At 36.3% G+C, this 23,533-nt stretch carries 13 protein-coding genes and 5 pseudogenes; 11 read left to right on the forward strand and 7 right to left on the reverse strand.

Annotated features, from left to right (window positions below):
- Nucleotides 1-360: 360 nt before the first annotated feature.
- The 7 genes and pseudogenes from H3Z85_13375 (at nucleotide 361) to H3Z85_13405 (ending at nucleotide 11,987) form a co-directional block, all read left to right on the forward strand.
- The gene (locus H3Z85_13375; protein ID QPQ50463.1) at nucleotides 361-846 is read left to right on the forward strand and encodes a hypothetical protein; all 486 of its coding nucleotides are present in this window, start codon (nucleotides 361-363) and stop codon (nucleotides 844-846) included.
- Nucleotides 847-954: 108 nt separating this feature from the next.
- Nucleotides 955-7,839, forward strand: a complete 6,885-nt coding sequence (locus tag H3Z85_13380; protein ID QPQ50464.1) for a hypothetical protein — start codon at nucleotides 955-957, stop codon at nucleotides 7,837-7,839.
- Nucleotides 7,840-7,846: 7 nt separating this feature from the next.
- Nucleotides 7,847-8,386, forward strand: coding sequence for a hypothetical protein (locus tag H3Z85_13385; GenBank protein ID QPQ50465.1), 540 nt, complete (start codon nucleotides 7,847-7,849; stop codon nucleotides 8,384-8,386).
- A 315-nt stretch (nucleotides 8,387-8,701) separates the two neighbouring features.
- A pseudogene (locus tag H3Z85_13390) lies at nucleotides 8,702-9,672 on the forward strand (polyprenyl synthetase family protein).
- A gap of 76 nt (nucleotides 9,673-9,748) precedes the next feature.
- Nucleotides 9,749-10,699 carry a GSCFA domain-containing protein gene (locus H3Z85_13395; protein QPQ50466.1) on the forward strand — a complete coding sequence of 317 codons (951 nt, stop codon included), beginning with the start codon at nucleotides 9,749-9,751 and terminating at the stop codon, nucleotides 10,697-10,699.
- Nucleotides 10,700-11,221, forward strand: coding sequence for a DUF4269 domain-containing protein (locus H3Z85_13400; GenBank protein QPQ50467.1), 522 nt, complete (start codon nucleotides 10,700-10,702; stop codon nucleotides 11,219-11,221).
- A 4-nt stretch (nucleotides 11,222-11,225) separates the two neighbouring features.
- Nucleotides 11,226-11,987, forward strand: a complete 762-nt coding sequence (locus tag H3Z85_13405; protein ID QPQ50468.1) for a TatD family hydrolase — start codon at nucleotides 11,226-11,228, stop codon at nucleotides 11,985-11,987.
- 59 nt (nucleotides 11,988-12,046) lie between these two features.
- Here H3Z85_13405 and H3Z85_13410 read toward each other — a convergent pair whose 3' ends face one another.
- Nucleotides 12,047-13,357: a DEAD/DEAH box helicase gene (locus H3Z85_13410; protein QPQ50469.1), complete on the reverse strand. Its 1,311-nt coding sequence runs from the start codon at nucleotides 13,355-13,357 to the stop codon at nucleotides 12,047-12,049.
- A 227-nt stretch (nucleotides 13,358-13,584) separates the two neighbouring features.
- Here H3Z85_13410 and H3Z85_13415 point away from each other — a divergent pair, with 227 nt between their 5' ends.
- Together H3Z85_13415 and H3Z85_13420 are read left to right on the forward strand one after the other, a co-directional pair.
- Nucleotides 13,585-13,908, forward strand: coding sequence for a hypothetical protein (locus tag H3Z85_13415; protein ID QPQ50470.1), 324 nt, complete (start codon nucleotides 13,585-13,587; stop codon nucleotides 13,906-13,908).
- 17 nt (nucleotides 13,909-13,925) lie between these two features.
- On the forward strand, nucleotides 13,926-14,783 hold the full coding sequence (locus tag H3Z85_13420) for a hypothetical protein (GenBank protein ID QPQ50471.1): 858 nt from the start codon (nucleotides 13,926-13,928) through the stop codon (nucleotides 14,781-14,783).
- Between the two features lie 151 nt (nucleotides 14,784-14,934).
- Here the strand turns inward: H3Z85_13420 and H3Z85_13425 are convergent.
- The 4 genes and pseudogenes from H3Z85_13425 to H3Z85_13440 all read right to left on the reverse strand — a co-directional run bounded on the left by H3Z85_13425 (nucleotide 14,935) and on the right by H3Z85_13440 (nucleotide 17,878).
- A pseudogene (locus tag H3Z85_13425) lies at nucleotides 14,935-15,422 on the reverse strand (hypothetical protein).
- Between the two features lie 121 nt (nucleotides 15,423-15,543).
- Nucleotides 15,544-16,527, reverse strand: a complete 984-nt coding sequence (gene obgE / locus H3Z85_13430) for a GTPase ObgE (protein QPQ50472.1) — start codon at nucleotides 16,525-16,527, stop codon at nucleotides 15,544-15,546.
- Nucleotides 16,528-16,600: 73 nt separating this feature from the next.
- Nucleotides 16,601-17,179 (reverse strand): adenylate kinase, encoded by a 579-nt coding sequence (locus H3Z85_13435; protein QPQ50473.1) that lies wholly within the window; start codon nucleotides 17,177-17,179, stop codon nucleotides 16,601-16,603.
- A gap of 145 nt (nucleotides 17,180-17,324) precedes the next feature.
- Nucleotides 17,325-17,878 (reverse strand): annotated as a pseudogene (locus tag H3Z85_13440) (hypoxanthine phosphoribosyltransferase).
- A gap of 195 nt (nucleotides 17,879-18,073) precedes the next feature.
- On the opposite strand from H3Z85_13440, the gene H3Z85_13445 reads away from it, so the two are divergent.
- Nucleotides 18,074-19,663: an ABC-F family ATP-binding cassette domain-containing protein gene (locus H3Z85_13445; GenBank protein QPQ50474.1), complete on the forward strand. Its 1,590-nt coding sequence runs from the start codon at nucleotides 18,074-18,076 to the stop codon at nucleotides 19,661-19,663.
- Between the two features lie 200 nt (nucleotides 19,664-19,863).
- Here the strand turns inward: H3Z85_13445 and H3Z85_13450 are convergent, their stop codons facing one another.
- Entirely contained in the window at nucleotides 19,864-20,421 is a 558-nt protein-coding gene (locus H3Z85_13450) for an AAA family ATPase (protein ID QPQ50475.1), read from the reverse strand.
- A 48-nt stretch (nucleotides 20,422-20,469) separates the two neighbouring features.
- Nucleotides 20,470-21,397, reverse strand: a pseudogene (locus tag H3Z85_13455) (alpha/beta hydrolase).
- 392 nt (nucleotides 21,398-21,789) lie between these two features.
- Here H3Z85_13455 and H3Z85_13460 point away from each other — a divergent pair.
- Nucleotides 21,790-23,075, forward strand: a pseudogene (locus tag H3Z85_13460) (adenylosuccinate synthase).
- Nucleotides 23,076-23,533: the final 458 nt, after the last annotated feature.

The following is a 23,533-nucleotide window of genomic DNA, read 5'->3' on the forward strand; positions in this document are numbered from 1 at the left end:
AATGTAGTTGGATAAGACAAATGCTATTTCAATGTGAGTTAGGATTTGTTTTAAAAAAATATGTTTACTTAAAAATGTTTTTGTTGTTTTAAAAAATAATAGCTTTTTTAACTGTAATTTATATTTTTTTCCAAGAGATATTTTTTAAAAAATTAATAATAAGATGAAGAGATCAGATATTTACACTAGTTTTTTTATTATATTTGAAATTAGAATCACAATTGATTAAAGATTTCTTTAATGTTTGTGATTTCAAAAAAAACTAGTGGAAGAAAAGCAAAATACTTAGATCTTAATCTAAAAAACTTTAAGATTTAAAGCTATAAGTTAAGTGCTTTTACTCCATCAAAATAACCATCTATGAAAACAAAACTCCTTTCAATGTTCTCTCTATTGATAGGTTTTCTCGGCTATTCACAAACTGAAGTCTATTTTAAATATGATGAAGCTGGAAACCAACGATACAGAGGAACAAACAGTACCGGGAAAAAATCGGAAGAAACTGTACCAAAAGAGATTAAACTACAGGAGCTGTTAAAACCGCAAACAGTTACCCAACAATCTTCAACCATTGATGAGAAAGCCTTCTGGAAACAGATCAGGCTTTATCCTGTTCCGGTAAATGACTATTTGACCATAGACTGGACGGAAGAAGTTGATAATCTGATTGAATCTGTCTCATTGTATCAACATAGTACTGTTCACTGGAAATTCCAGCAGCAGAATACACCAGGATTAAATCGTCAGGTGAAAATCAATATGACAGGCTATGACTGGGGCGTTTACATACTACGCTTTACATTAAAAGACGGAAGAGTTTTTAGTAGAAATATTACCAAACGATAAGAGTAATATTCAAGAATTGGGACATTGAAGATTAAAAATATTCTTTTTCTCTATTCAATACTATTTCTACAACCTATCAATTATCACTTATAAAATAATTATATGAATATGAAATTTATTTCATCTTTTATACTATCCTTATGTTCTGTGGCGGGATTTTCGCAAACCATACTTTATCAGGCAGAAACTACATCCCGAACAGTTCAGGATCCGCAGAGTATAATATTTGCACAAGGTTTTTCTGCTAAATCAAGCAGCTCTAATCCATTTATTGCTAAGATCGGGCCATCGACTGACAACCCAGGTGGTGGGCCAGCAGATTCAAATGCTGGCGCTAATAATCCAAGTGGTACCAGTGCGCCACAAGGCCAAAGCTTTCATGATACGAAAGGAAATATTGATGTCAATGTATCGGGACAGCTACAATTTACCGTACCAGTTGCTTTACCTCCGGGAGTAAAAAGCGTAGCCCCACAAATTAACCTGGTGTATACAAGTGGCTCTGGAAATGGGATTGCCGGATATGGCTGGAACTTAGCCGGAATCACATCGATAGCCAGAATCGGAAAAACCGTTGAAAAAGACGGAGAACTTAAAGGGATTCAGTTAGATTATTCCGATTATTACACCTTCAATGGTCAAAGATTAATCTTAAAGTCAGGTGAATATGGAAAAGACGATGCTGAATATGTGACAGAAAGGTTTTCAAATGCCAGAATAAAATCAAAAGGAGCCATTAGTGGGCAGGCATGGCAAGGACCTGAATATTGGGAAGTGACTTTTGAAGATGGATCTCAAGCCTGGTATGGGGCCGTAGCTTCAGGAACAAGCCAGGCAAGAACCCCGATAGAATATAATATCGTAAAATGGAAAGATAGCAAAGGAAACTACATTACTTATAACTATACTCAAAGTAGTAATACAGCTGCTATTAACACCATCCAATGGGGCGGAAATGAAACACTGGGGAAAGCTCATTACAATCAGATTAACTTTTACTACGCTCCCAGAAATATCCAGGAATCATCTTATGTGAAAGGGGTGCCATTCTTACAGAGTAAAATATTAACTACAGTAAGAGTTAACGCAGGGAGTAGTACCTTCAAAAGCTATTCTATGAACTATTCCGTGGAAACTGTCAATAGTGATCCCAATAACAGGGTTAACTATCAGTTTGTAAAAAGTGTAACGGAAGGTAACAGTATAGGAGATGCAGCCAATCCGGTTACCTTTACTGCAAAACCATTAACCACCACGAGCAGTGAAAGTAATTTTGCTGATTACAATAATATTGTGACGACCGGAGATTATAATGGAGATGGATTGGTTGATTTTATCGTAATGCAGCCTGCTCAGAGTGGCAGACCTGATGGATATTATATTTATTTCGATGCTATCAACAGCAGCAGTCCTTCTTTTGTTTATTTGGGCGCTTCAACCACTTTTTGGCCTAGCAGCAGTTTCACCACTTTTAATATAAAATCAGCAGACAATTATATTAAAACGAAACAAGGACTTATTATTTCCAAAGCAAACTCAAGCTCTAATCCTCCGTCTACAGGAAATATAGAATTAAAATACTACTCTATAAAAAGTGACGCTTCTGTTTTAAATACTTATAATAATCCTCTTGTTTTAGAATATTCTAAAACGATAGCCAACAATACCTATGAGTTTGGTAATGGTATATATCCGCCTGATCCGGATCCTGAGTATGAATATGGAAGTAACAAATCAAGTCTTATCACTTTAAAAGAAGCAGATATCGATTCTGATGGAATGTCTGAACTTGTAATGGGAATACAAGATAGTAAATGCAAATATGTTGTGATTGTTCCAGATCCGCCTAAAGGAAGATGGCAATGCAAAACAGTTGGGCATAGATATGTAGTTGTAGATAATGATGATATAAAAAACAATACAATCCATATTATCCCCGGTACTACACCTAAAGATATTCTCAGTAAAGGGGGAATTATGGATTTTGACAACGATGGAACACAGGATGTTGTTTTTGTAGAGGCTACCGGTGGAAATACGGATGTAACTTTTTTTACCAAAGAATACATGAACGAGAATGGTTCATCTACTACTAGAACAGTTAATACCCCATTAAACAGTGTTCGACAATATGAACTGAAAAAGCAAAACAATACCTATGTTCTCAATCTGAAAAATTTACATACCGTAAAAGGATTGATAGATGGGCTACAATTTGGAGATCTGAATGGGGACAGAAATATTGAAATGCTTCTGCCTTTGCATGAGAATGCAACCAACGATATCTATATGACAGGATGGTCTATCTATTTAAATACCGGACTGTCTCTATCTGAAAGTGTTCAGGGACTAATGTATTACAAAAAGGTATCTCAGAACCCTACCTCTCTTGTCAACTATTCTCAACCGGGATTGATTGATCTGGATAATGATGGGAAAAGTGACCTTGTCAATTCTACAATAATATTTGCAGCTAATAATAATCAGTTGTCTACATGGTCTATTGACAATTATGCAGAACCGTATTATAATGCTGCAGATACAGAATTTAAATGGCGTTTCACCAGGAAACGTATTTATTATTCGCAGCGAGCTAAAGTAGTTGTAAACCCGCTATTTGGTGATTTCAGAGTGAATAATAAATCATCTAAAATATTATTTTTATTGAAGAGTGTTGATAATGGAGAAAGAAAACTGATCAGTTACCAACATTATAATCTCAATGCTGATAAAAATATTTCAGGTATCTTTCAGGGTGGTATTCAGTATGATATTGATTATAAAGAACTTGATCCTGTCATCAATCCCAATATATATTCTCCGGTAAAAAAGGAACTTTATCCGTACATGGAAATGGATAGATTATCTCAGATGTATGGGGTAAGTCAGATCAGGATGTCAGGCAGGAAGCAGGATTTCAGATACAGAGGATATATTGCTCATTTACAGGGGAAAGGTATAGTAGGCTTCCGTCAGACAGCCCGCTCTTCCTGGTATGCTGATGGGCTTGAAAATACCAAAGTATGGACAGGAAAAGAGATTGATCCTTTAAATGACGGGGTTCCGCTAAAAGAATGGTCAATCAGAACTAATAATGAAAATATGATTTTCCCGGGAGATATCTCTGAGAATAATTCGCAATTATTAAGTTTTAAATTTACACAATATCAAATCGATAAATTGCTGAACGGACAGGTTGTCACTTCCATACCTAATGCTGATAAACCGAAAATTGTTACAGCACTGCTACCAAAAGAGATCAAAACCAAGGATTTTTTAACAGGCATCACCAATGTGAATAATATCACTTATGGAGAATATTATCTTCCGTCAAAAAGCATTTACAATGTTAACAATGGTTATGGTATTACTACGTCTACTTTTGAGTATATTCATAATCCATCTGGAATTGGAGCTGATTATTATATTGGTCTTCCCAAGTCTAAAACTGACATAGGACAGGCCTATGGAGATAACAAATCTGCAAAGGAAGAATACACATACGAAAACAACTTACTGAAAACCCAAAAAACATGGAACAGAGATAATTCCGGATATATACTGGATACCTACATTTATGATGGGTTTGGAAATGTTATTCAAAGAATCATCACAAATAGCATAGATTCTCAGAGCCAGACTACGCAGGCAGAATATGATAACAAAGGTAGATTTGTCGTTAAAAAAATTGATAATCTCGGATTGCAGACCAACATTACTTATAATGATTGGGGGCAAATTTTAACCCAAACTGATCCTCTCAATAATACCCTTATCAACACCTATGATCCATGGGGTAAGCTTGTGAAGGCTAAAACCAATTTACTGGGTACAACAACATATCAGTATGAAAAAGATTATTTTACCAATTTGATTATTACACAATATGATCCAAGTGGAAATATTTCAAAGAAATACACCAATACACTTGGTCAGGAAATAACTTCTTCAACCAAAGCTTTTGGACAGGGATACTTTGTTTTAAAAGCTACGCAATATGATATTTTAGGAAGAAAATCAAAGGAATCAGAGCCCTTTTTCGAAGGGCAGGGGGTAAGTGATTGGAATATCATAGAGTATGACGATACTTTTTTCCCGGCTAAAATAAAGGCTACTTCTTTTACAGGGAAACAAATGGAGACCAGCGTTTCAGGGTTAACTACCACAGTGAAAGAACTGAACGGATATGGTAGGGTGACAACTAAAACTGCGGACGCCTTGGGAAATATCTTAACAACTACCGATAAGGGAGGAACCGTTACATTTTCCTATAATGCTGCAGGAGAACAGATAAAGGCTCAATATGCCGAAAATATCGTGACTACGAAGTATGATGCATGGGGAAACAAATCGGAATTTAATGATCCTTCCAATGGGTTGTATCAATATGAATATGGAGGATTCGGACAACCAAAGAAATTTATCAGCCCAAAAGGTACCAAGGAGTATGCTTATAATAATTTAGGACAGCTAATTAATAAAAAAGAAATTTCTACCGTCGATGGTGGGCAGGCAACCAATAAAACTATTTCTTATTCATATAATGACAAAGGAAAACTGATTTCCAAATCCGGAACTTCCAAAGGAAAGGCATTTGGTTACAATGTTTCTTATGATCCCCAGGGGAGAATTTTATCTTCTTCGGAAAGCAGTAATGGTAAGTATTTTATCCAGAAAGGCATGACCTACGATGATAAAGGAAGAATAGTTTCTTATGAAAAACAGGTCTACTCTTCCGGTACTCTTACCAAAGTGAACATAGAAAATGTATACAGTACATGGAATGGTGAGCTTTATCAGGTCAAAGATAAAAACTCAGGGAAAATCCTTTGGCAGCTTGATGAAGTCAATGTAAAGGGACAAATATCGAAAGCTAAATTAGGATCGACGCAGATTAACAATACTTACGATACTAATGGTTTCTTAGTTGGTATCAACCATTCTTCCCAAATAAAGCCGGGCATTCTACAGCTTTCCTATTCATTCGATGCCATCAGAAATGAATTGAAGAGCAGAACAACAGGAGGCGACTTTAATATTGTTGAGACTTTCGATTATGATGATAACAATAGATTAGTCAACTGGACAGATCCTGTAACAGGAGTAAAACCTGCGGCTTACAGAAATGTTTATGATGTTAAGGGGAGAATCATCCAAAATGATCAGGTCGGGACGATTAAGTTTGAGAATTCTGCCAAAATTTATCAGGCAACAGGAATGACCTTAAATGCTGCCGGAACTCAAAATTACAATAATGATCTCATTCAGACTATTGTTTATAATGAAAATAATGATCCTGTATTCATTGATGGAGAAAAGGGCGATGTTGCCTTCCAATATGGATTAACAGCAATGAGGCAGAGGGTTACTTACGGAGGAAACTTCGCTGCAGAAGCTGATGGTAAATTTACCAAATTCTATAATGAAGACGGAAGCTATGAAATCATTACTGACAATACGACAGGAAAAGAAAAACATATACTGTATATTGGTGGGAATCCTTATGAAAGCAATATTATCTTTGTGAAGAATTATACGGAGGCTAACGGATCTTATAAATTTTTGCATAAAGATTATTTGGGAAGTATCTTAGCGGTGAGTGATGAAGCAGGAAATAAGCTTGAACAAAGACATTTTGATGCATGGGGGAACTTCACTCATTTACAAATAGGAAACGGAGCGATTATCACAGATAAAGCTTCCATCCTCAGCCAGTCGAATGATCTTATGATTGATCGTGGGTATACCAGCCATGAACATTTTGGAGAAGTAGGAATTATTCACATGAATGGAAGATTATATGATCCGTTATTAAGAAGATTTTTAAATGCCGATGAGAATATTCAGGATCCTACCAATACCCAAAATTATAATAAATACGGATATGTGATGAATAATCCACTGATGTATAACGATCCGAATGGAGAATTTGTTTTTGCTATTTTTGCAGCCTTGCCTGTCTTTTGGGGAACAGTTGCTACAGCAGCCGTTATAGGGGCGGCAATAGGAGCCGTTTCTTACATCATTAGTGCTTCTTTTTCCAGCAACTGGAGTTGGGGCGGATTCTTGAAATCCATTACCTTCGGAGCAATAAGCGGAGCCGTGACAGCAGGAATAGGAGGAATTTTTACTACTGCAGCAAGTGGATATACCGCCGCTACACAGTTTGCTGGGACGACGTTAGGTGTTTTAGCACAAGCGGGAGCGCATGCGGTAGCTCAGGGTGCCTTATCTTTAATGCAGGGATATAATTTCGGACAAGCATTTTTATCAGGTGCTTTAGGAAGTTTGGGAGCAAGTGCTTTTGGAGCTATCGCCAAAGGAGCTGCTGGTTCTGCTGTAGGGCAGATCAGTTTCGGAGCTTTAGCAGGAGGTGTAGGTTCAGCTTTATCAGGAGGGAATTTCTGGCAGGGAGCTCTGATTGGAGGAACTGTAGCAGGGCTGAATCATGCGCTGCATACAATGGCTGCAATGTCAGAGTATAAAGAAAAACTAAACCAATTTTTAATAGATAATAAAGTAAATCCAAAAGATAAGGCAAATCAAACAACTTTAAATGCCTATAAGACCATATTTAAAGAATATTGGGATAATAGTGCACAATGGGCAGAATTTGCTGACGCCAATACAATTGCCGAATGGGAAAAAGGTGATAATGCAAAACTAACGATTACAGCAAGAGGTACTTTGAACTCTGGTGGAAAAGATTCTGCATGGGGAATTACAAATGCGGAAGGAAAAGTTATATTGGCTCCTGGACTGACTTCAAAGTCTAATTATAAACTGGCCACAGTATTTATACATGAAATGAGGCACTCTATTGATTATGTTTCAGGATTCTATAAAACATTTTGGCAGCTTTCTAGCATTACTGATATTATGGAATATAGAGCCTATTTTGAAGAATATAAATGGACAGGAGTTATGGATTCAACAGGTCTTGATCATAAAGTGAAAATGGGTTTTGTACCATCATTTTTGCTTATTAAATAAATATAAAATGAAAAGAACTTGTATATTGATTGCAATATGTATTTACAGTTTTTATTTGTCTCAGATAAAGGTAAATACTAGAAGTGATCTGGAAATTATTTTACTAGATTCCAGTGTGTCAATGCAAAGATATTTGGACGGAGCTAGCCCCTACACATATAAAATCATTAATCATACAGACGATAATTATATTATAGATCCCCAGGGATTTATTGGTAAAACATATGTGTACGAGAATAATGAATTGTATGATGTTCCAGAAAAAATGATCCCGAAAGGCTATTATTCAAGAGATCTGGAAGATTGCAAAGCCGATTTATTATTGGTAAATAAAAAAGATTCTTTGATAGTGCAGCTTGACATTTTAAATATAAATTTTTACTATAAGATCAAAAAAACGGAAAAATATGATTTAGAAATTCAATCTAGGCATAATGAATATACTGCAACTCTATTAGGTTGTTCAAAATATATAAAAGATCTTAAACGTAAAGGGTATAAAATTTTTGATGACAAAATCAATATTAAAATACCATTAAAATCTTAAAAGTGATTATCAAAGTTCTTAAAATGAAACTTGATTTTGTCACACAAATGATCAGATATTCAAAGCTAATACACTAAAATAGCATTACAGTGAATTATCTTGATAAATACCAAGCCATCTTATGTTTATCATAAGATGGCTTTTAATATATTATACATACCATTGGTTTTGTTCTATGATTAATCTATAAAAAAATAATTTATCATAGTCATTCATTGCTTCCAGAAAAATTAGGCAACTTTTACCAAAAAGAGTCTGCATTTTTATTTTCCTAACTTTTTAAAAATCGTATTTTTGTTCAAATTATAAGATTTTATGGAATTTTTAGACAGATACCAGCAGCTTGTTGGGGAGGCCATCAATAAGTACACTTTTAAAGATAAGCCAGCGGAACTATATGAACCGATGAATTACATTATTTCCCACGGAGGAAAACGTCTTCGTCCCATTATGGTACTGATGGCTTGTGATTTGTTTGGCGGCGACCTTAAAGAGGCTATAAAGCCCGCGTTGGCAATTGAGTTTTTCCATAACTTCACGCTGATCCATGATGATATTATGGACGAAGCCCCCTAAGAAGAAATAAACCTACCATCCATACTTTACACGGAATCAATGTGGGAATCCTTTCAGGAGACGGATTGATGTTGAAAGCATATAAATTCTTTGAAGATCTGGAACCTGAAATTTTCAAGGCATGTATCAGGATTTTCACTCATACAGGTCTTTTATTGTGTGAAGGGCAGCAATATGATATCAATTTTGAAACTCAGAAAGATGTAACTTTTGATGACTATATCAGAATGATTACTTACAAAACAGGAGTTTTAAGCGCCTCTTCTTTTGAAATCGGAGCCTTGATCGCAAGAGCAGATTTTAAAGATGCAAAAGCCATCTTCAACTTCGGAAAACATATCGGAATCGCCTTCCAGATCATGGATGACTATCTTGACGTTTTCGGAGATCAGGCACAGTTTGGAAAGAAACATGCAGGAGATATCTACGAAAATAAAAAAACGGTTTTGTACCTGCTGGCAAGAGAACATGCTACAGAAGAAGAAAGAAAAGAGCTGGATTACTGGTATTCAAAGAAAACTGAAAATATTGACAAGGTATATGGCGTTGAAAAGATCTTCAGAAGAACGAAAGTAGATGAAAAAGCACTTCGCCTTATCGAAAAACATAACGAAATAGGACAAAGCTATCTTCAGAAAATCGATATTCCGGAAGAAAAGAAAAAACCGTTTATCGAACTGGCAAATTATTTGTTGAGAAGAGAAAGTTAATAGAGGGAGCAGAAGGCATGCCGCAGGTAACAGCAATTTACCTGCAGCGTGTTTCCTGCAATCTAATACCTGTACAATGAAATTCAGAACAGAAGTTGATATTCCGGCATCAGAAAAGAAAATTGAGATTGAAGATAAAATATTTTCAGTAGGTTCTTGTTTTGCTTCCGAAATGACCGACCTGTTACAGCAAGGTCAGCTTCAGACACTTAATAATCCTTTTGGAACCATTTTTAACCCGTTTTCAATTCATAATGAAGTCAGGATACTTCACGACTCAGCATTTTATGAGGAGGAAGATTTAATCACTTATCATGATCAATACATCTCTCTCGATCACCATACAAGCTTTGATACCCGATATATTCACCAGACCCTAGATAAGATTAATGGGGCTATTGAAGCAGGTAACGCTTTCCTGCAGGAAGCTGATTGGGTGATTGTAACCTACGGAAGTTCGTTTATCTACGAATTTCTCCCCCAAAAAAAACTCGTTGCAAACTGTCATAAAATTCCACAGAAGTTTTTTGAAAAGAGATTGCTGACCCATCAGGAACTTACCGCCGCCATTTATAATACCATTCTGGATCTGAAGGATATTTGTAAAGAAGGAGTTCAGATTTTATTTACCGTATCACCTGTACGCCATACCAAAGATGGCATGGTTGAAAATCAACTCAGTAAGTCTAAGCTGATTACAGCCATCCACGAGTCTATTTCGATGTTTGAAGATTGCCAATATCTGCCGGTGTATGAAATATTGATGGATGATCTGCGGGATTACCGCTTTTATAAAGAAGATATGATTCATCCCAGTACACAGGCGGTTAATTATATTTTTGATAAATTCGGGGATGCTTATTTTTCAAATGATACCAAAGATTTTATCAAAGAAAATTTTAAAATCATGAGGGCGCTGGAACATAAAACAAATGATAAAAAAGATCCGAAATTTATTGAATTCAGAGAAAAACTGGATCAAAGGATTGAAAAGCAACGCGAAAAGGTAAAGCATAAAATATTTTAAATGATCGATTTTACCAGGATTAACTATTTGAGAAATGGTAATGAACGACAGAAAAGAGCGCTTGAAGTTCTTACAAAATATAAAGTTTTAGAAAAATTAAAACCATACTCTCCATTACTGACAGGTACAGTTCCTATACAAATTGATATTGAAAGCAGCGATCTCGATGTCATTTGTGAAGTAGATCTCAGATTTGAAAAAGAATTTTTGGAAGATATAGTACCCTTACTACCGTCCGGTACCGATATGAAAGTGGAAAACACGGTCATAAATGGAGAAAAAAGTATCGTTATAAACTTTATGCTGGAAGAATTTCCGATTGAAATTTTTGGACAGAATAAACCTTCTGAGCAACAGAATGCATACCGGCACATGATCGCCGAGTACAAAATACTACAGGAGAAAGGAGAAGAATTTAAACAAAAAATAATAGAACTTAAAAAACAGGGCATAAAGACCGAACCTGCCTTCGGAATACTGATGAATCTTGAAAATCCGTATGAAGATCTGTTAAAACTATAAAAAAATGATTGATACACATACCCACCTCTATGCTGAAGAATTTGATGCGGACCGAAAGGAAGCCATCCAGAGAGCTTTAGATAAAGGAATTACAGAATTTTATCTTCCTGCCATCGATTCCGAATCACACGAAAAGATGTTGCAGCTGGAAACCGAATATCCGGGACAGATTTTTTCAATGATGGGATTACATCCATGCTATGTAAAACCGGAATCCTGGGAAAAGGAACTGGAAATTGTTAAAAATTATCTCGATCAAAGGCAGTTTCCGGCCATAGGAGAAATAGGAATTGATTTGTATTGGGATCAATCGACTTTAGATATACAGGTGAAGGCTTTCGAACAACAGATCGATTGGGCTATAGAAATGGATCTTCCCATTGTCATCCACACAAGAGAAAGTTTTGATGAAACATTTGAAGTATTGGAACGAAAAAAACATCCCCAATTAAGAGGTATTTTTCATTGTTTTTCAGGAAACCTTGAGCAGGCAAAACATGCCATTGATCTGAATTTTATTTTAGGCATAGGTGGAGTAGTCACTTTTAAAAACGGGAAAATTGATCAGTTTTTACAAGAAATCTCTTTAGATAAAATTGTATTGGAAACAGACTCTCCTTATCTGGCTCCCGTTCCGCACAGAGGCAAGAGAAATGAAAGCGCTTACCTTGATCTCGTCGCCGGGAAACTTGTGAATATCTACGGAAAAGATTTTTCTGAGATAGACAGGATAACGACAGAGAATGCCCGGAATCTTTTTAAATAAACTCCACGAAGATTGATCATCAAAATAAAACCCTTTTCAGATCTGAAAAGGGTTTGTCTTTATTTTTTTCTTGTGAAATTTTTGTTTTTAGGTTTTTTAAATCCTACGGAAGCGGCTGTAGAAGGTTTCTTTTTCCTGTTTCCATTACTTTTAGGCGCTCTTGAAGGTTGTTTTGGTCCCTGCGATTCCCCACCTGAACGTACAGGTTTGTTATTGGAATCTCTTTTCTCAGCAACAAGGTCATCAGTATGGAAAGGGTGGTCTTTTATGATAGGAATTTTCTTTCCGATAAGCTTCTCCGTATTTTTTAAATTTAACAGGTCAAGACCATCCACAAAAGAGATTGAAGTCCCTTCAGCTCCGGCTCTTCCTGTTCTTCCGATTCTGTGTACATACGTTTCGGAAACATCTGAAAGTTCAAAATTGATCACGAATTTCAGCTCATCAATATCAATTCCCCTTGCAGCAATATCTGTAGCTACCAGAACTCTGGTTTTCCCGGATTTGAAATTATTCAGTGCATTTTGTCTTGCATTCTGAGATTTATTACCGTGTATCGCCTCTGCCGAGATATTATCCTTTTGAAGTTTTCTCGCGATTTTATCTGCACCGTGCTTTGTTCTTGCAAATACAAGTACAGAATCAGCGATATCATTTTTCAGGATGTGAGAAAGCAGATTCAGCTTATTTTCACGTTCCACGAAATAAACAGATTGTTTGATGGTATCTGCAGTAGAAGAAACCGGTGTTACTTCTACTTTTACAGGATTATTAAGGATAGAATTAGCCAGTTTCTGAATTTCTCCGGGCATAGTTGCAGAAAAGAATAACGTTTGTCTTCTCTGTGGTAAAAGCTTGATGATTCTTTTTACATCATGTACAAAGCCCATATCAAGCATTCTGTCCGCTTCATCAAGAACAAATATCTCAAGGTTTTTAAGGCTGATGATTCCCTGAGCAATAAAGTCAAGAAGCCTTCCAGGCGTTGCTACCAGAATATCGACCCCTTTTTTCAGGGCAGCTTCCTGGTTGCCTTGCTTTACGCCTCCAAAAATAACAAGTTGTTTTAAAGGAAGGTATTTTCCGTATGCATTAATGTTTTCTTCAATCTGAATAGCTAATTCTCGCGTAGGAGTAAGAATTAAAGCTTTTATATGATTGTTTGAAATTTTATTTTTTGATAAATTCTGTAATATAGGAATAGAAAAGGCTGCTGTTTTACCTGTTCCGGTCTGAGCACACCCTAAAAAATCTCTCCCTTGTAAAATATCAGGAATAGATCTTTCCTGGATAGGGGTAGGAGTAGTATATCCTTGTTCCTTGATTGCCTTGGCAATAGGTTCTATTAAGTTTAAGTCTGTAAAATTCAAATGAATTATTTTAAAATTTAAATAAAAAATTCCTTCAGTATGAAAGAATTACATTTTGCAAAGGTACTCTAAATATTTTTAAGAATTTTAGCTTATTGCTATGTTGTGTAAAATGCTTATTTATAGTTGGTTATATTTATGTTGAAAGAGCTTCTTTTTAATGAACAAATTGGAATCCTGGAACTTTATGATTTTTTAATGTCACGTACTGGTAAGCTATCTTGGTTATGCGTATATTTGGAGTAAAACTAGTAAATAACTATGAAAAAAATCGCTATTTTGCTTGCGGCATTGCGGGTCTGCAGGTACATGCTCAATCATGGAGCACCACCGGAAATGCCGGAACAAACTCTGCAACCAACTTTATCGGAACTACAGACAATCAACCATTGGTTTTTAAAATAAACGGAGCTGAAAAAATGAAACTTTCGCCTAACGGAAGGCTGGTTTTTTTGATACGCATTCACAAACCTGGAGCAATAATCTATACATCGGAGGAGGAAATGAGGTACCCTCAAACAATGCCGGAGGAATTAATTATGCTAACGTAGCAGTAGGACTGGGATCCATGAGCTCCAATACAACAGGAAATGCCAATACAGCCGTAGGTTTTAATACCATGACAAGGAGTACTACAGGATCTTTGAATACTGCTTTGGGAATTAATTCAATGCAAAATTCAGTTACCGGTAACAACAATGTAGCTGTAGGACACAATACATTGGGCGGTATGATTGCCGGAGAATATAATACAGCAGTTGGATTTTCAGCAATGCGTACCTGGGGAAGCACCAATTCAGTTCCGTTGGTGGGAAACACTGCCATAGGAAACAGTGCTTTAATGGACCTTAATAATGGTTCCTTTAATACTGTAATGGGACATAATTCATTCCTGAGAACGGTAAATGCAAACTATAATGTTATAATAGGAACAAATAATGCTCCTTTAATCAATAATGCTACCGGAAATATTTATATAGGAAATAATATTGCTGCTGTAGGCACAAGCCCTTCTAATGAATTGAACATCGGAAACTGGATTGTAGGGAATAACGGAACTATCGGTATCGGGCAGTTTACCACTCAATTGCCAGCGGATGGTGTTGCTGCTGACGGACAAAAATATAAATTATTCGTAAAAGATGGAATCAGAACAGAAAAAGTGAAAGTAGATATTGCTTCAGGTAACGGCTGGGCTGATTATGTTTTTGAAAAAGACTATCAACTAATGTCGTTGAATGACCTTAAGGAATTTATTGATAAAAACGGACATTTACCTGAAGTTCCTACCACAGAAGAAGCCATTAAAAATGGCATTGAATTAAAGGAAATGAATATCCTCCTGCTAAAGAAAATTGAAGAATTAACACTCTACACCCTTGAACAGGAAAAGAGGATAGAAGCCTTAGAGAAAAAGGTAAAATAATACAAATTAATTACAATGTTTCAAATGCACAATATCTTTCTGATGATGTTCTGAGAAGCATGATATATATTATTTTAATTGTAAAGAGAATGGCTGCCTGAATTAGCGCAGCCATTTTTTATGAATAACAGAGTTTTAATTTGGATTACGCTTATTCTACCTTGGTCCACTGTTGATTTTTTCTAAGGTCTTCAAAAAAATGATAAACTTCTGAAAGTTTTTCACTTCCTCTTTTCCATAATCTTCTACATTTTTTGAAGTTCCGTCGGTAAATTTAATTCTTAAATAGGAGGTAGGTAAGTCTGTGATATTCTTTTCACCATAGTTATCCTTTAAGTTTTTGATATCCAGGCCATTCAAAAGGCTTATGAGTTTTTGATAATCCGCTTCTTTAATCGTTCCTTTAAAAGTTCCTTCGCGTGGTTTCGAGAACTCATCCTTTGAAGGTTTATCCGTGAAGTTAAAATGCTCGGCTTCGAAAACAGCTGTTCGGTCCGGATTGATCGTCATCTTAAAAACAGGGCAGAACCCAAAACACGGGCTAGCCTGGTATTCAATTTTAGAATATCGATTAATATTTTTCTGTGAAGTACAGGACAATAAAAATACAAATGCACATAGACCTAATAAATATTTCATAGTTTTTGAATTTGAAAAGGTCTGTCAATAATTATTCCAAAGAGAGCCGGCAAACCCTATTTAAAAAGAAACCCCGGAAATATTCCCGGGGTTGTATCATATTATAGATCAGAATTTTTTCTTATCCATGCAACTGTTTCCAGATGGCATCTTTTAGTTCTGTAAGACCTTCTCCGGTAACCCCTGAAAAGAATAAAGGCTGTTTATTCTCAGGAAATTCAGCTGCGATCTCTTTTTTCAGCTCACTGTCTAAAAGGTCAGACTTGGAAACAGAAATAATGAAATCTTTATCTAAAAGTTCCGGGTTATATTCCTTCAATTCATTTTCAAGAATTTTAAACTCCTGATAATGATCTTCCGAATCTGCCGGAATTAAAAATAAAAGAATGGAGTTTCTTTCAATATGCCTCAGGAATCTGTGTCCCAGTCCTTTTCCTTCTGCTGCACCTTCAATAATCCCCGGAATATCAGCCATCACAAATGATTTGTAATTTCTGTAATCTACAATTCCTAAGTTGGGAGTCAGCGTGGTAAAGGCATAATTGGCAATTTTAGGCTTCGCTGCCGAAACAGAAGCTAAAAGTGTAGATTTTCCTGCATTTGGAAACCCAACCAATCCTACATCTGCCAAAATTTTAAGTTCGAAAACAACATAACCTTCTTGACCATCCATTCCGGGTTGGGCATATCTTGGCGTCTGATTGGTAGAAGATTTGAAGAATTCGTTTCCTCTTCCTCCTTTTCCTCCTTCCATTAAAATGATTTCCTGCTTGTCTTCAAGGATCTCGCCGATAATTTCTCCTTCTTCATTTTTAGCAATAGTTCCGATAGGAACATCGATGTAAATATCAGAACCGTCAGCTCCGGTAAGCTGGTTTTTGGCTCCGTTTTCACCACGCTCTGCTTTGATGTGGCGGGTATAACGAAGCGGAAGTAAAGTCCATTCCTGGGCATTTCCCCTCATGATAACGTGGCCTCCACGACCTCCGTCACCACCGTCAGGACCTCCCTTGGGAATATATTTTTCACGGCGAAGGTGTGCAGAACCTGCTCCTCCGTGTCCGCTTTTACAATGAATCTTTACGTAATCTACAAAGTTTGACATATTTTTTTAGGCTTTAGGCCTTAGGGGTTAGGGAATAGATATTTAACTATGCTAAATCCTAATCCCTAAATCCTTATTTAATTTTCTCTATCTCAGCGAAAAGTTTTTGGGAAATCTCATCAATTTCTCCAACACCGTTTACCTCTACATATTTTCCCTGCTGCTTATAAAGTTCGGCTACCTCTGCTGTTTTAGTGTAATATTCTTTAATTCTGTTTTCGATGATCTCTACATTGCTGTCGTCAGATCTTCCGCTGGTTTCACCTCTTTTCAGAAGTCTTTCAACCAAAATTTTATCTTCTACTATCAATGAAAGACAGATATCAATCTCATCATTCAATTCTTCTTTTACGATTTTTTCCAGCGCTTCTGTCTGAGCAGTAGTTCTCGGGTATCCGTCGAAGATAAAACCGTTGGTATCCGTTGGTTTTCTGATCTCATCAATCAGCATATCTGTTGTTACCTGATCCGGAACCAATTCTCCCTTATCGATGTAAGACTTAGCCAGTTTACCAAGTTCAGTGTCATTTTTCATGTTGTATCTGAAAAGATCACCTGTTGAAACCTGTTTTAAGTTGAATTTTTCGATTAGATTCTGAGCTTGTGTTCCTTTTCCACTTCCTGGAGGGCCGAACAGAACAATGTTTATCATAATGTTGATTCGCTTACGGCAATGGGCATTGGGCTTCTTGTTTTGGCGGCTTGCTCTTTTGCTTTCAGCTTTTTTAAGTTAATATTTTACTTTCTTTAGATATTGATTTAAAAGCTAATAGCCAAAAGCTAGAAGCTTATAGCAATTAATGATTGATTTGTCCTTCCTCTAATTGATATAGGTTAGGTAAATTTCTTCCCAATTCATCATAATCCAGTCCATAGCCAAGAACAAATTTGTTGGGGATTTCCTTTCCGATATAATCCAGTTTGAAGTCTTTTTGTAAATCTCCGGTTTCAATAAGAAACTGGCCAGTTTTACAGATTTAGGACGCTGAGTTTCCTGGAAATATTTAAAAAGACTTTCTACAGTATTTCCTGTATCTACAATATCTTCTACAAGAATGATGTGACGGTCTTTTACTTCTTTAGTCAGCTCCATTTTCTGATAAACGATTCCCGTAGATTCTGTTCCTACATAAGAACTCATTTGAATGAAAGCAATCTCGCATTCACCCGGGTAATATTTTAAAAGATCTGAGAAGAACATAATAACCCCATTCAATACTCCAATGAAAACAGGAACTTCATCCTTGTAATCTTCATAAATTCTTAACGCTGTCTCTTTTACAATTTCCTGAATTTCGGCATCCTTTAAATAGGGAACGAAAGTTTTGTCGTGAACTTTAATGCTTTCCATAAAATTTTTAGTAGGAGGCAAAGTTACGGATTTTTGATTTTTGATTAAAATCTTTTTGTGTTTAATCCGGGATTTATACTATATTTGTTCTTTCAAAACCCATAAATACAGACATGTAGGATATAATTTCTTTCAGATTCAATAGGACAGTAACCGGTGAGTTGCTGGTGTTTAACCATAATTAAGAAAGAAATCATGATTTTACTACAAAATATATCCTTTGGGTTTCCGGGAGGAGATCTGCTTTTTAATCATATAAACTTATCCATACAATCTCAAACCAAATCAGCACTCGTTGGAAGTAATGGTATGGGAAAATCCACGTTGCTGAAAATTATCGCACATACCTTACAACCCTTGGAAGGAAGTATCAGTATTCAGGGCGAAGTGTTCTATGTGCCCCAGATGTTTGGGAATTTTAACCATCATACCATTGCAGAATGTCTGAAAATAGACAAAAAACTGGAGGCTCTTCAGAAAATAACAAATGGGGAGGTTGAGGAACACTATTTTGAAACTTTAAATGACGACTGGGATATTGAAGAACGCTCTCAGGCGGCTTTACAATATTGGGGCCTGGAAGATTTTGAGCTCACCCAAAGACTTGATGAGTTAAGTGGCGGGCAAAAGACCAAAGTATTCCTTGCCGGAATTCAAATTAACGAGCCTGATATTGTCATATTGGATGAACCTACCAATCATCTGGATCACGAAGGAAGAAAGCTGTTATATGATCTTATCGATAAAATGAAGGCAACGGTTGTTATTGTGAGCCATGACAGGGCATTATTAAATCTGGTGGATACAATTTATGAGTTGACCAATCAGGGAATTGATACCTATGGAGGCAATTACGATTTTTATGCAGAACAAAAAGAGATAGAAGAAGAAGCTTTACACAATGATATCCATGCCAAAGAACGCGCTTTAAAAAAAGCAAAGGAGAAAGAACGGGAAACTTTGGAACGTAAACAAAAGCTTGATGCCAAAGGAAAACAAAAGCAGGAAAAATCGGGAGTGGCTAGAATAATGATGAATACTATGCGGAATAACGCAGAGAAAAATACCTCAAAACTCAAAAGTGTGCATGCTGAGAAAATCAGTGGGATATCCGGAGACTTAAGGGATCTGCGTTCTTCTTTAAAAAATTCTGATCAGATGAAAGTTAATTTTAATGATTCAGGTTTACATTCCGGTAAAATCCTCATTGCAGCGGAGGACATTAATTTTATATATCAGGATAAAAAGCTTTGGAAGGAAAATATAAGTACTGAAGTTCGCAGCGGAGACAGAATCTCTGTTAAAGGCTTGAACGGATCAGGAAAAACTACATTAATAAAATTATTACTGGGAAATCTTACCCCTTCGTCAGGAATAATAAAAAGGGCTGAATTCAATAGCATCTATATCGATCAGGAATATTCCCTGATTCCTTATGATGTAACAGTTTATGATTTTGTTCAGACCTTCAACGATAATGGTTTGCAGGAATCAGAAGTCAAAACACTGTTGTCGAGATTTCTGTTCGGAAAAGAGACCTGGGACAAGAAGTGCGGGGTACTGAGCGGAGGAGAGCGGCTCAGGGTACTCTTGTGTGCATTATCAGTAAGCAACAGGACTCCCGATATGATTGTTCTGGATGAACCTACTAATAATTTAGACCTCCAAAACATTGAGATTCTTACAAATTCCATCAAAGATTATCACGGTACGTTATTAGTGATTTCCCATGATAAAGTCTTTTTGGAGGAGATTAAGGTGGATCAGCAATTGATCCTTGGCTGATCTTTTTTAAATTCAGGGGCGGGCTTTAGCTCTCCTGTCAATACAATAAATCCCATTGGCTTTAGCCGGAACTTTATCAAAAAATAAACCTGGAAATTTATTTCCAGGTTTATTTTTATCCCTTGAAAAACTTTTTCTTTTCTTATTGTGGTATCAAGACAAGGCAAGCCTCAGTTATTGCGAGTATAGCGAAGAAGTCTCTATTTCACCTGCAGGTTTCCCTGTTTTACCTGATTCAATATAATCTCCATCTTTTGAGTCAACTCATAATCACCGGACAATTCAATTAAAGGTGTATCTATATCAGACAGCCATTCAAGATGAGCTTTTAAAGTTCTGTTGGCAATACCGGTATTATGATCATAATCTTTAGCCCAATCCATAAATTCTTGGAACTTTTTAGATTTTTCAGGATGCGTGATGATGGCATCGCCGTATCTTTCTAATTCTCTTTTTCTCAGCCTTTCCATTCTGAGTTCAGATGGCAGATAGAGAAATATGATCAGATCAAATGGTGGAAATACATTCTCACCCCAATGAATGATTGAACCCCCAAAAATCCAGTTGTCGGTGGTGTGAAGCTTCTCCGATACCATGGTATTCCTTACTTGAGGATGTTGTCTTTGCGTAAATGGATGTTGGGTTTTAAGCCAGAAAAAATCATCACTGTCAAAGTATTCAATATGGAGTTTCTCAGACAGTGCTTTTCCCAAAGTGGTAACACCGGAACCGGAAGCTCCGAAAATATGTATTCTCATTATTTTTAACTTGATAAAATCTTTGGAATTTCCATAATTTATTGGTTTTTAGTATTTTAGAATCCAATTGTAGATTTCCTTTAACACTTCTTCCCGTATTTCTTCATTCAAAATCTCATGACGCATATCCGGATAGATCTTTACGTCTACATTTTGAAAACCATCAGACTTTAAATGGTCTACAGTCTGCGTTACTCCTTCACTGAAATTACCGATCGGGTCATTCTCTCCGCTCACAAATAAAAAAGGAAAAGATGGCGGAACGGAAGAAGCCCAGTTTCTTGCCGTAGCCCTTTTATAAATGGTAAACAAAGTATAAAAAGCATTATTAGTAAAAGGAATTCCGCAAAGGTCATCCTGCTCAAAAGCTCTTCTGTTTAGGGTATTGATACTTAGCCAGCTCGTTTCTCCGAAGTCTTTATCCTTTTTAAACCTTTTATTATTCACTTTAGTAAAAACAGAATTCAGGAAAGTACGATGGTGAGGAGCAATAAAATTAGCTAATGATAAATACCCTTGTAATAAACTGATGCCGCGCAGCGGTCCACCGGTTCCGGTAATGATGGCTCCCGTAAATTTTTTTAGACGCTGTCTGAAGCAGACAACGGGTAATAAAGGATCCCATGGAATGGCCGAGAATAAAGTGGGGAACATCAGGGTATTTTCCTGCAAGATAGTCAGCCATCATTTCGGCATCGGCAACCAGTCTTTTGTCCGGCTTACTGAGCTGAAAAAAGCCAATTTCCTTTTTTCTTCTCACAGATCTTCCATGTCCCAGATGATCATAGGTTACTACAGCTATTCCATGATTGGCAAAATATTCTGCTATTTCTGAATATCTTCCGCTATGTTCCTGCATGCCATGAACAATTAGCAGGGTTGCTTTTACGGTTTCCGGTGAAAAGAGAGTAAAGAAAAGTCTCGATTCATTATTCATATTAGAAGGCAGATACGCTGATGTTGGAGATGAAGTCATAACAGTTCGGGTATTATATTATTGTATCTCAATGTCAGGGATTTTGTAATTTCCAACGGTTTCTATTAGTTTTTGATGAATTATTCTTTTTGCCCCAAAGCAATAGGTCCCGGCATGCTTAAATAATCCTTTGCCGTCGTAGCCCTGCTTTGCGCTTGTATGCAAAATATCGGTACTATCAGAAATAAGATTAGTATTTTGAATTTCATCACTTTTAGCTTAAATTTTAAAGTAAATATAGTGGATTTATAGAAAATAGAATGTATAATTAATATTAATAATACTTTCCCAATCTCATGATTTTCATACCAAATCAAAATAAATTCCTCTATAATTTGGTCGTCATTTTTTTTAAAAGTAATTTTGCACGAATCTTAAAACAAAAGTAAAATATGTCAACTTATGTAGTTGTAGGTCTTCAGTACGGAGATGAAGGCAAAGGTAAAATCACGGATGTTTTATCGGCAAAATCGGACTATGTAGTGCGTTTCCAGGGAGGAGACAACGCTGGTCACACGGTTTATGTGGGAGATGAAAAATTCGTTTTACACCTTCTTCCTTCAGGAGTTCTTCAATGCAAAGGGAAATGTATCATTGCAAACGGAGTAGTGGTAAACCCTAAATCTTTCATTAAAGAAGTGAATCAGATCGAAAGCAAAGGCTTGAGAACAGATCACATTTTTATCAGCAGAAGAGCGCATGTCATCATGCCTTACCACATCCTTTTGGATACTTACCGTGAAGAAGAGCACGGCGGAACTCAGATCGGAACTACCAAAAAAGGAATCGGACCTTGCTACGAAGATAAAATAGCAAGAGTAGGAATCAGAATGGTAGACCTTCTTAATCCTGAGATTTTAAGAGATAAAATTGAGAAAAACTTAAAAGTTAAAAACTCTCTTTTGAAAAATATTACGGAAAACCTGTTTTGGATGTTGAAGAAATCTATAACGAATTTTTAGAAATCGGAAAACAACTTCAGGACAGAATCGTTGATACAGAACTTGAACTAAACGAAGCGATACAGGAAGGTAAAAATGTCTTATTCGAAGGTGCTCAGGCACTAATGCTGGATATCGACTTCGGTACTTATCCGTATGTGACTTCATCTTCTCCGTCTACAGGAGGAGTGTGCTCAGGAGCGGGTGTACCACCAACTTCACTTCAAAACCTTATCGGGGTGGCAAAAGCATACTGTACAAGAGTAGGTAACGGACCTTTCCCATCCGAATTGGATAATGAGCTGGGAGAAAAAATCAGACAGATCGGTGGTGAGTTCGGAGCTACAACGGGTAGGCCGAGAAGAACAGGTTGGCTAGACCTTGTTTCTTTAAAACATGCTTGTATGATCAACGGGATCAACAATCTTGTGATTACGAAACTGGATGTTCTTACAGGAATTGAAAATCTTAAGATCGTTACTCATTATAAAACTGAAGACGGAAAAATTATTGATTATTTCACATCTTCAACGGAGAAATTATACAACTACGAACCTATCTATCACGATTTACCGGGTTGGGAAGAAGATATTACCAAAGCGAGAAGCTATGATGAACTTCCTGATAATGCTCAGAAGTATATCGAGTTTATTGAAGAGTATTTAGGAATCAATGTATATCTGGTTTCTGTAGGACCTGAAAGAAGTCAGAATATCATCAGAAAAGAATTGTTCTAATTCATTTACCTTAAAAATAAACTAAAAAGAGACTGTCTTATCGGATGGTCTCTTTTTTTATGTCACTAGAATCACTTATCTTTATTTTTACATGGAAAATAATAGTAAAGCAACCGGACCTGTGAACAAGATCGTAATAAGCTCGATTCTCAGTCTCGTCTATTGTCTTGTAATGATCATTTATAATGCAATGCCATTATCGATGATTTCTAATTTTCTCCTTGTTTTATTTATTGTATCTACTTTAGTCTTGAGTAGTGCTGCGATCTATTTTGCGGTTAAAAACTATCGTAGAACAAAAATCTTATCCATTATCTTTATCATTATGAATTCCATAGGGTTGCTGATCCCCTTAATACTTCTGCTTTTGCTTATGTGATGTCTATTTTTTTTCTGGCTATTTATAAGACATTTTTATCCTTAAATACCTGTATGTTTGTAGATTAGTCTATGTTTTT

The sequence above is a fragment of the Chryseobacterium indologenes genome, from assembly GCA_016025055.1.
Lineage (GTDB): Bacteria > Bacteroidota > Bacteroidia > Flavobacteriales > Weeksellaceae > Chryseobacterium > Chryseobacterium indologenes.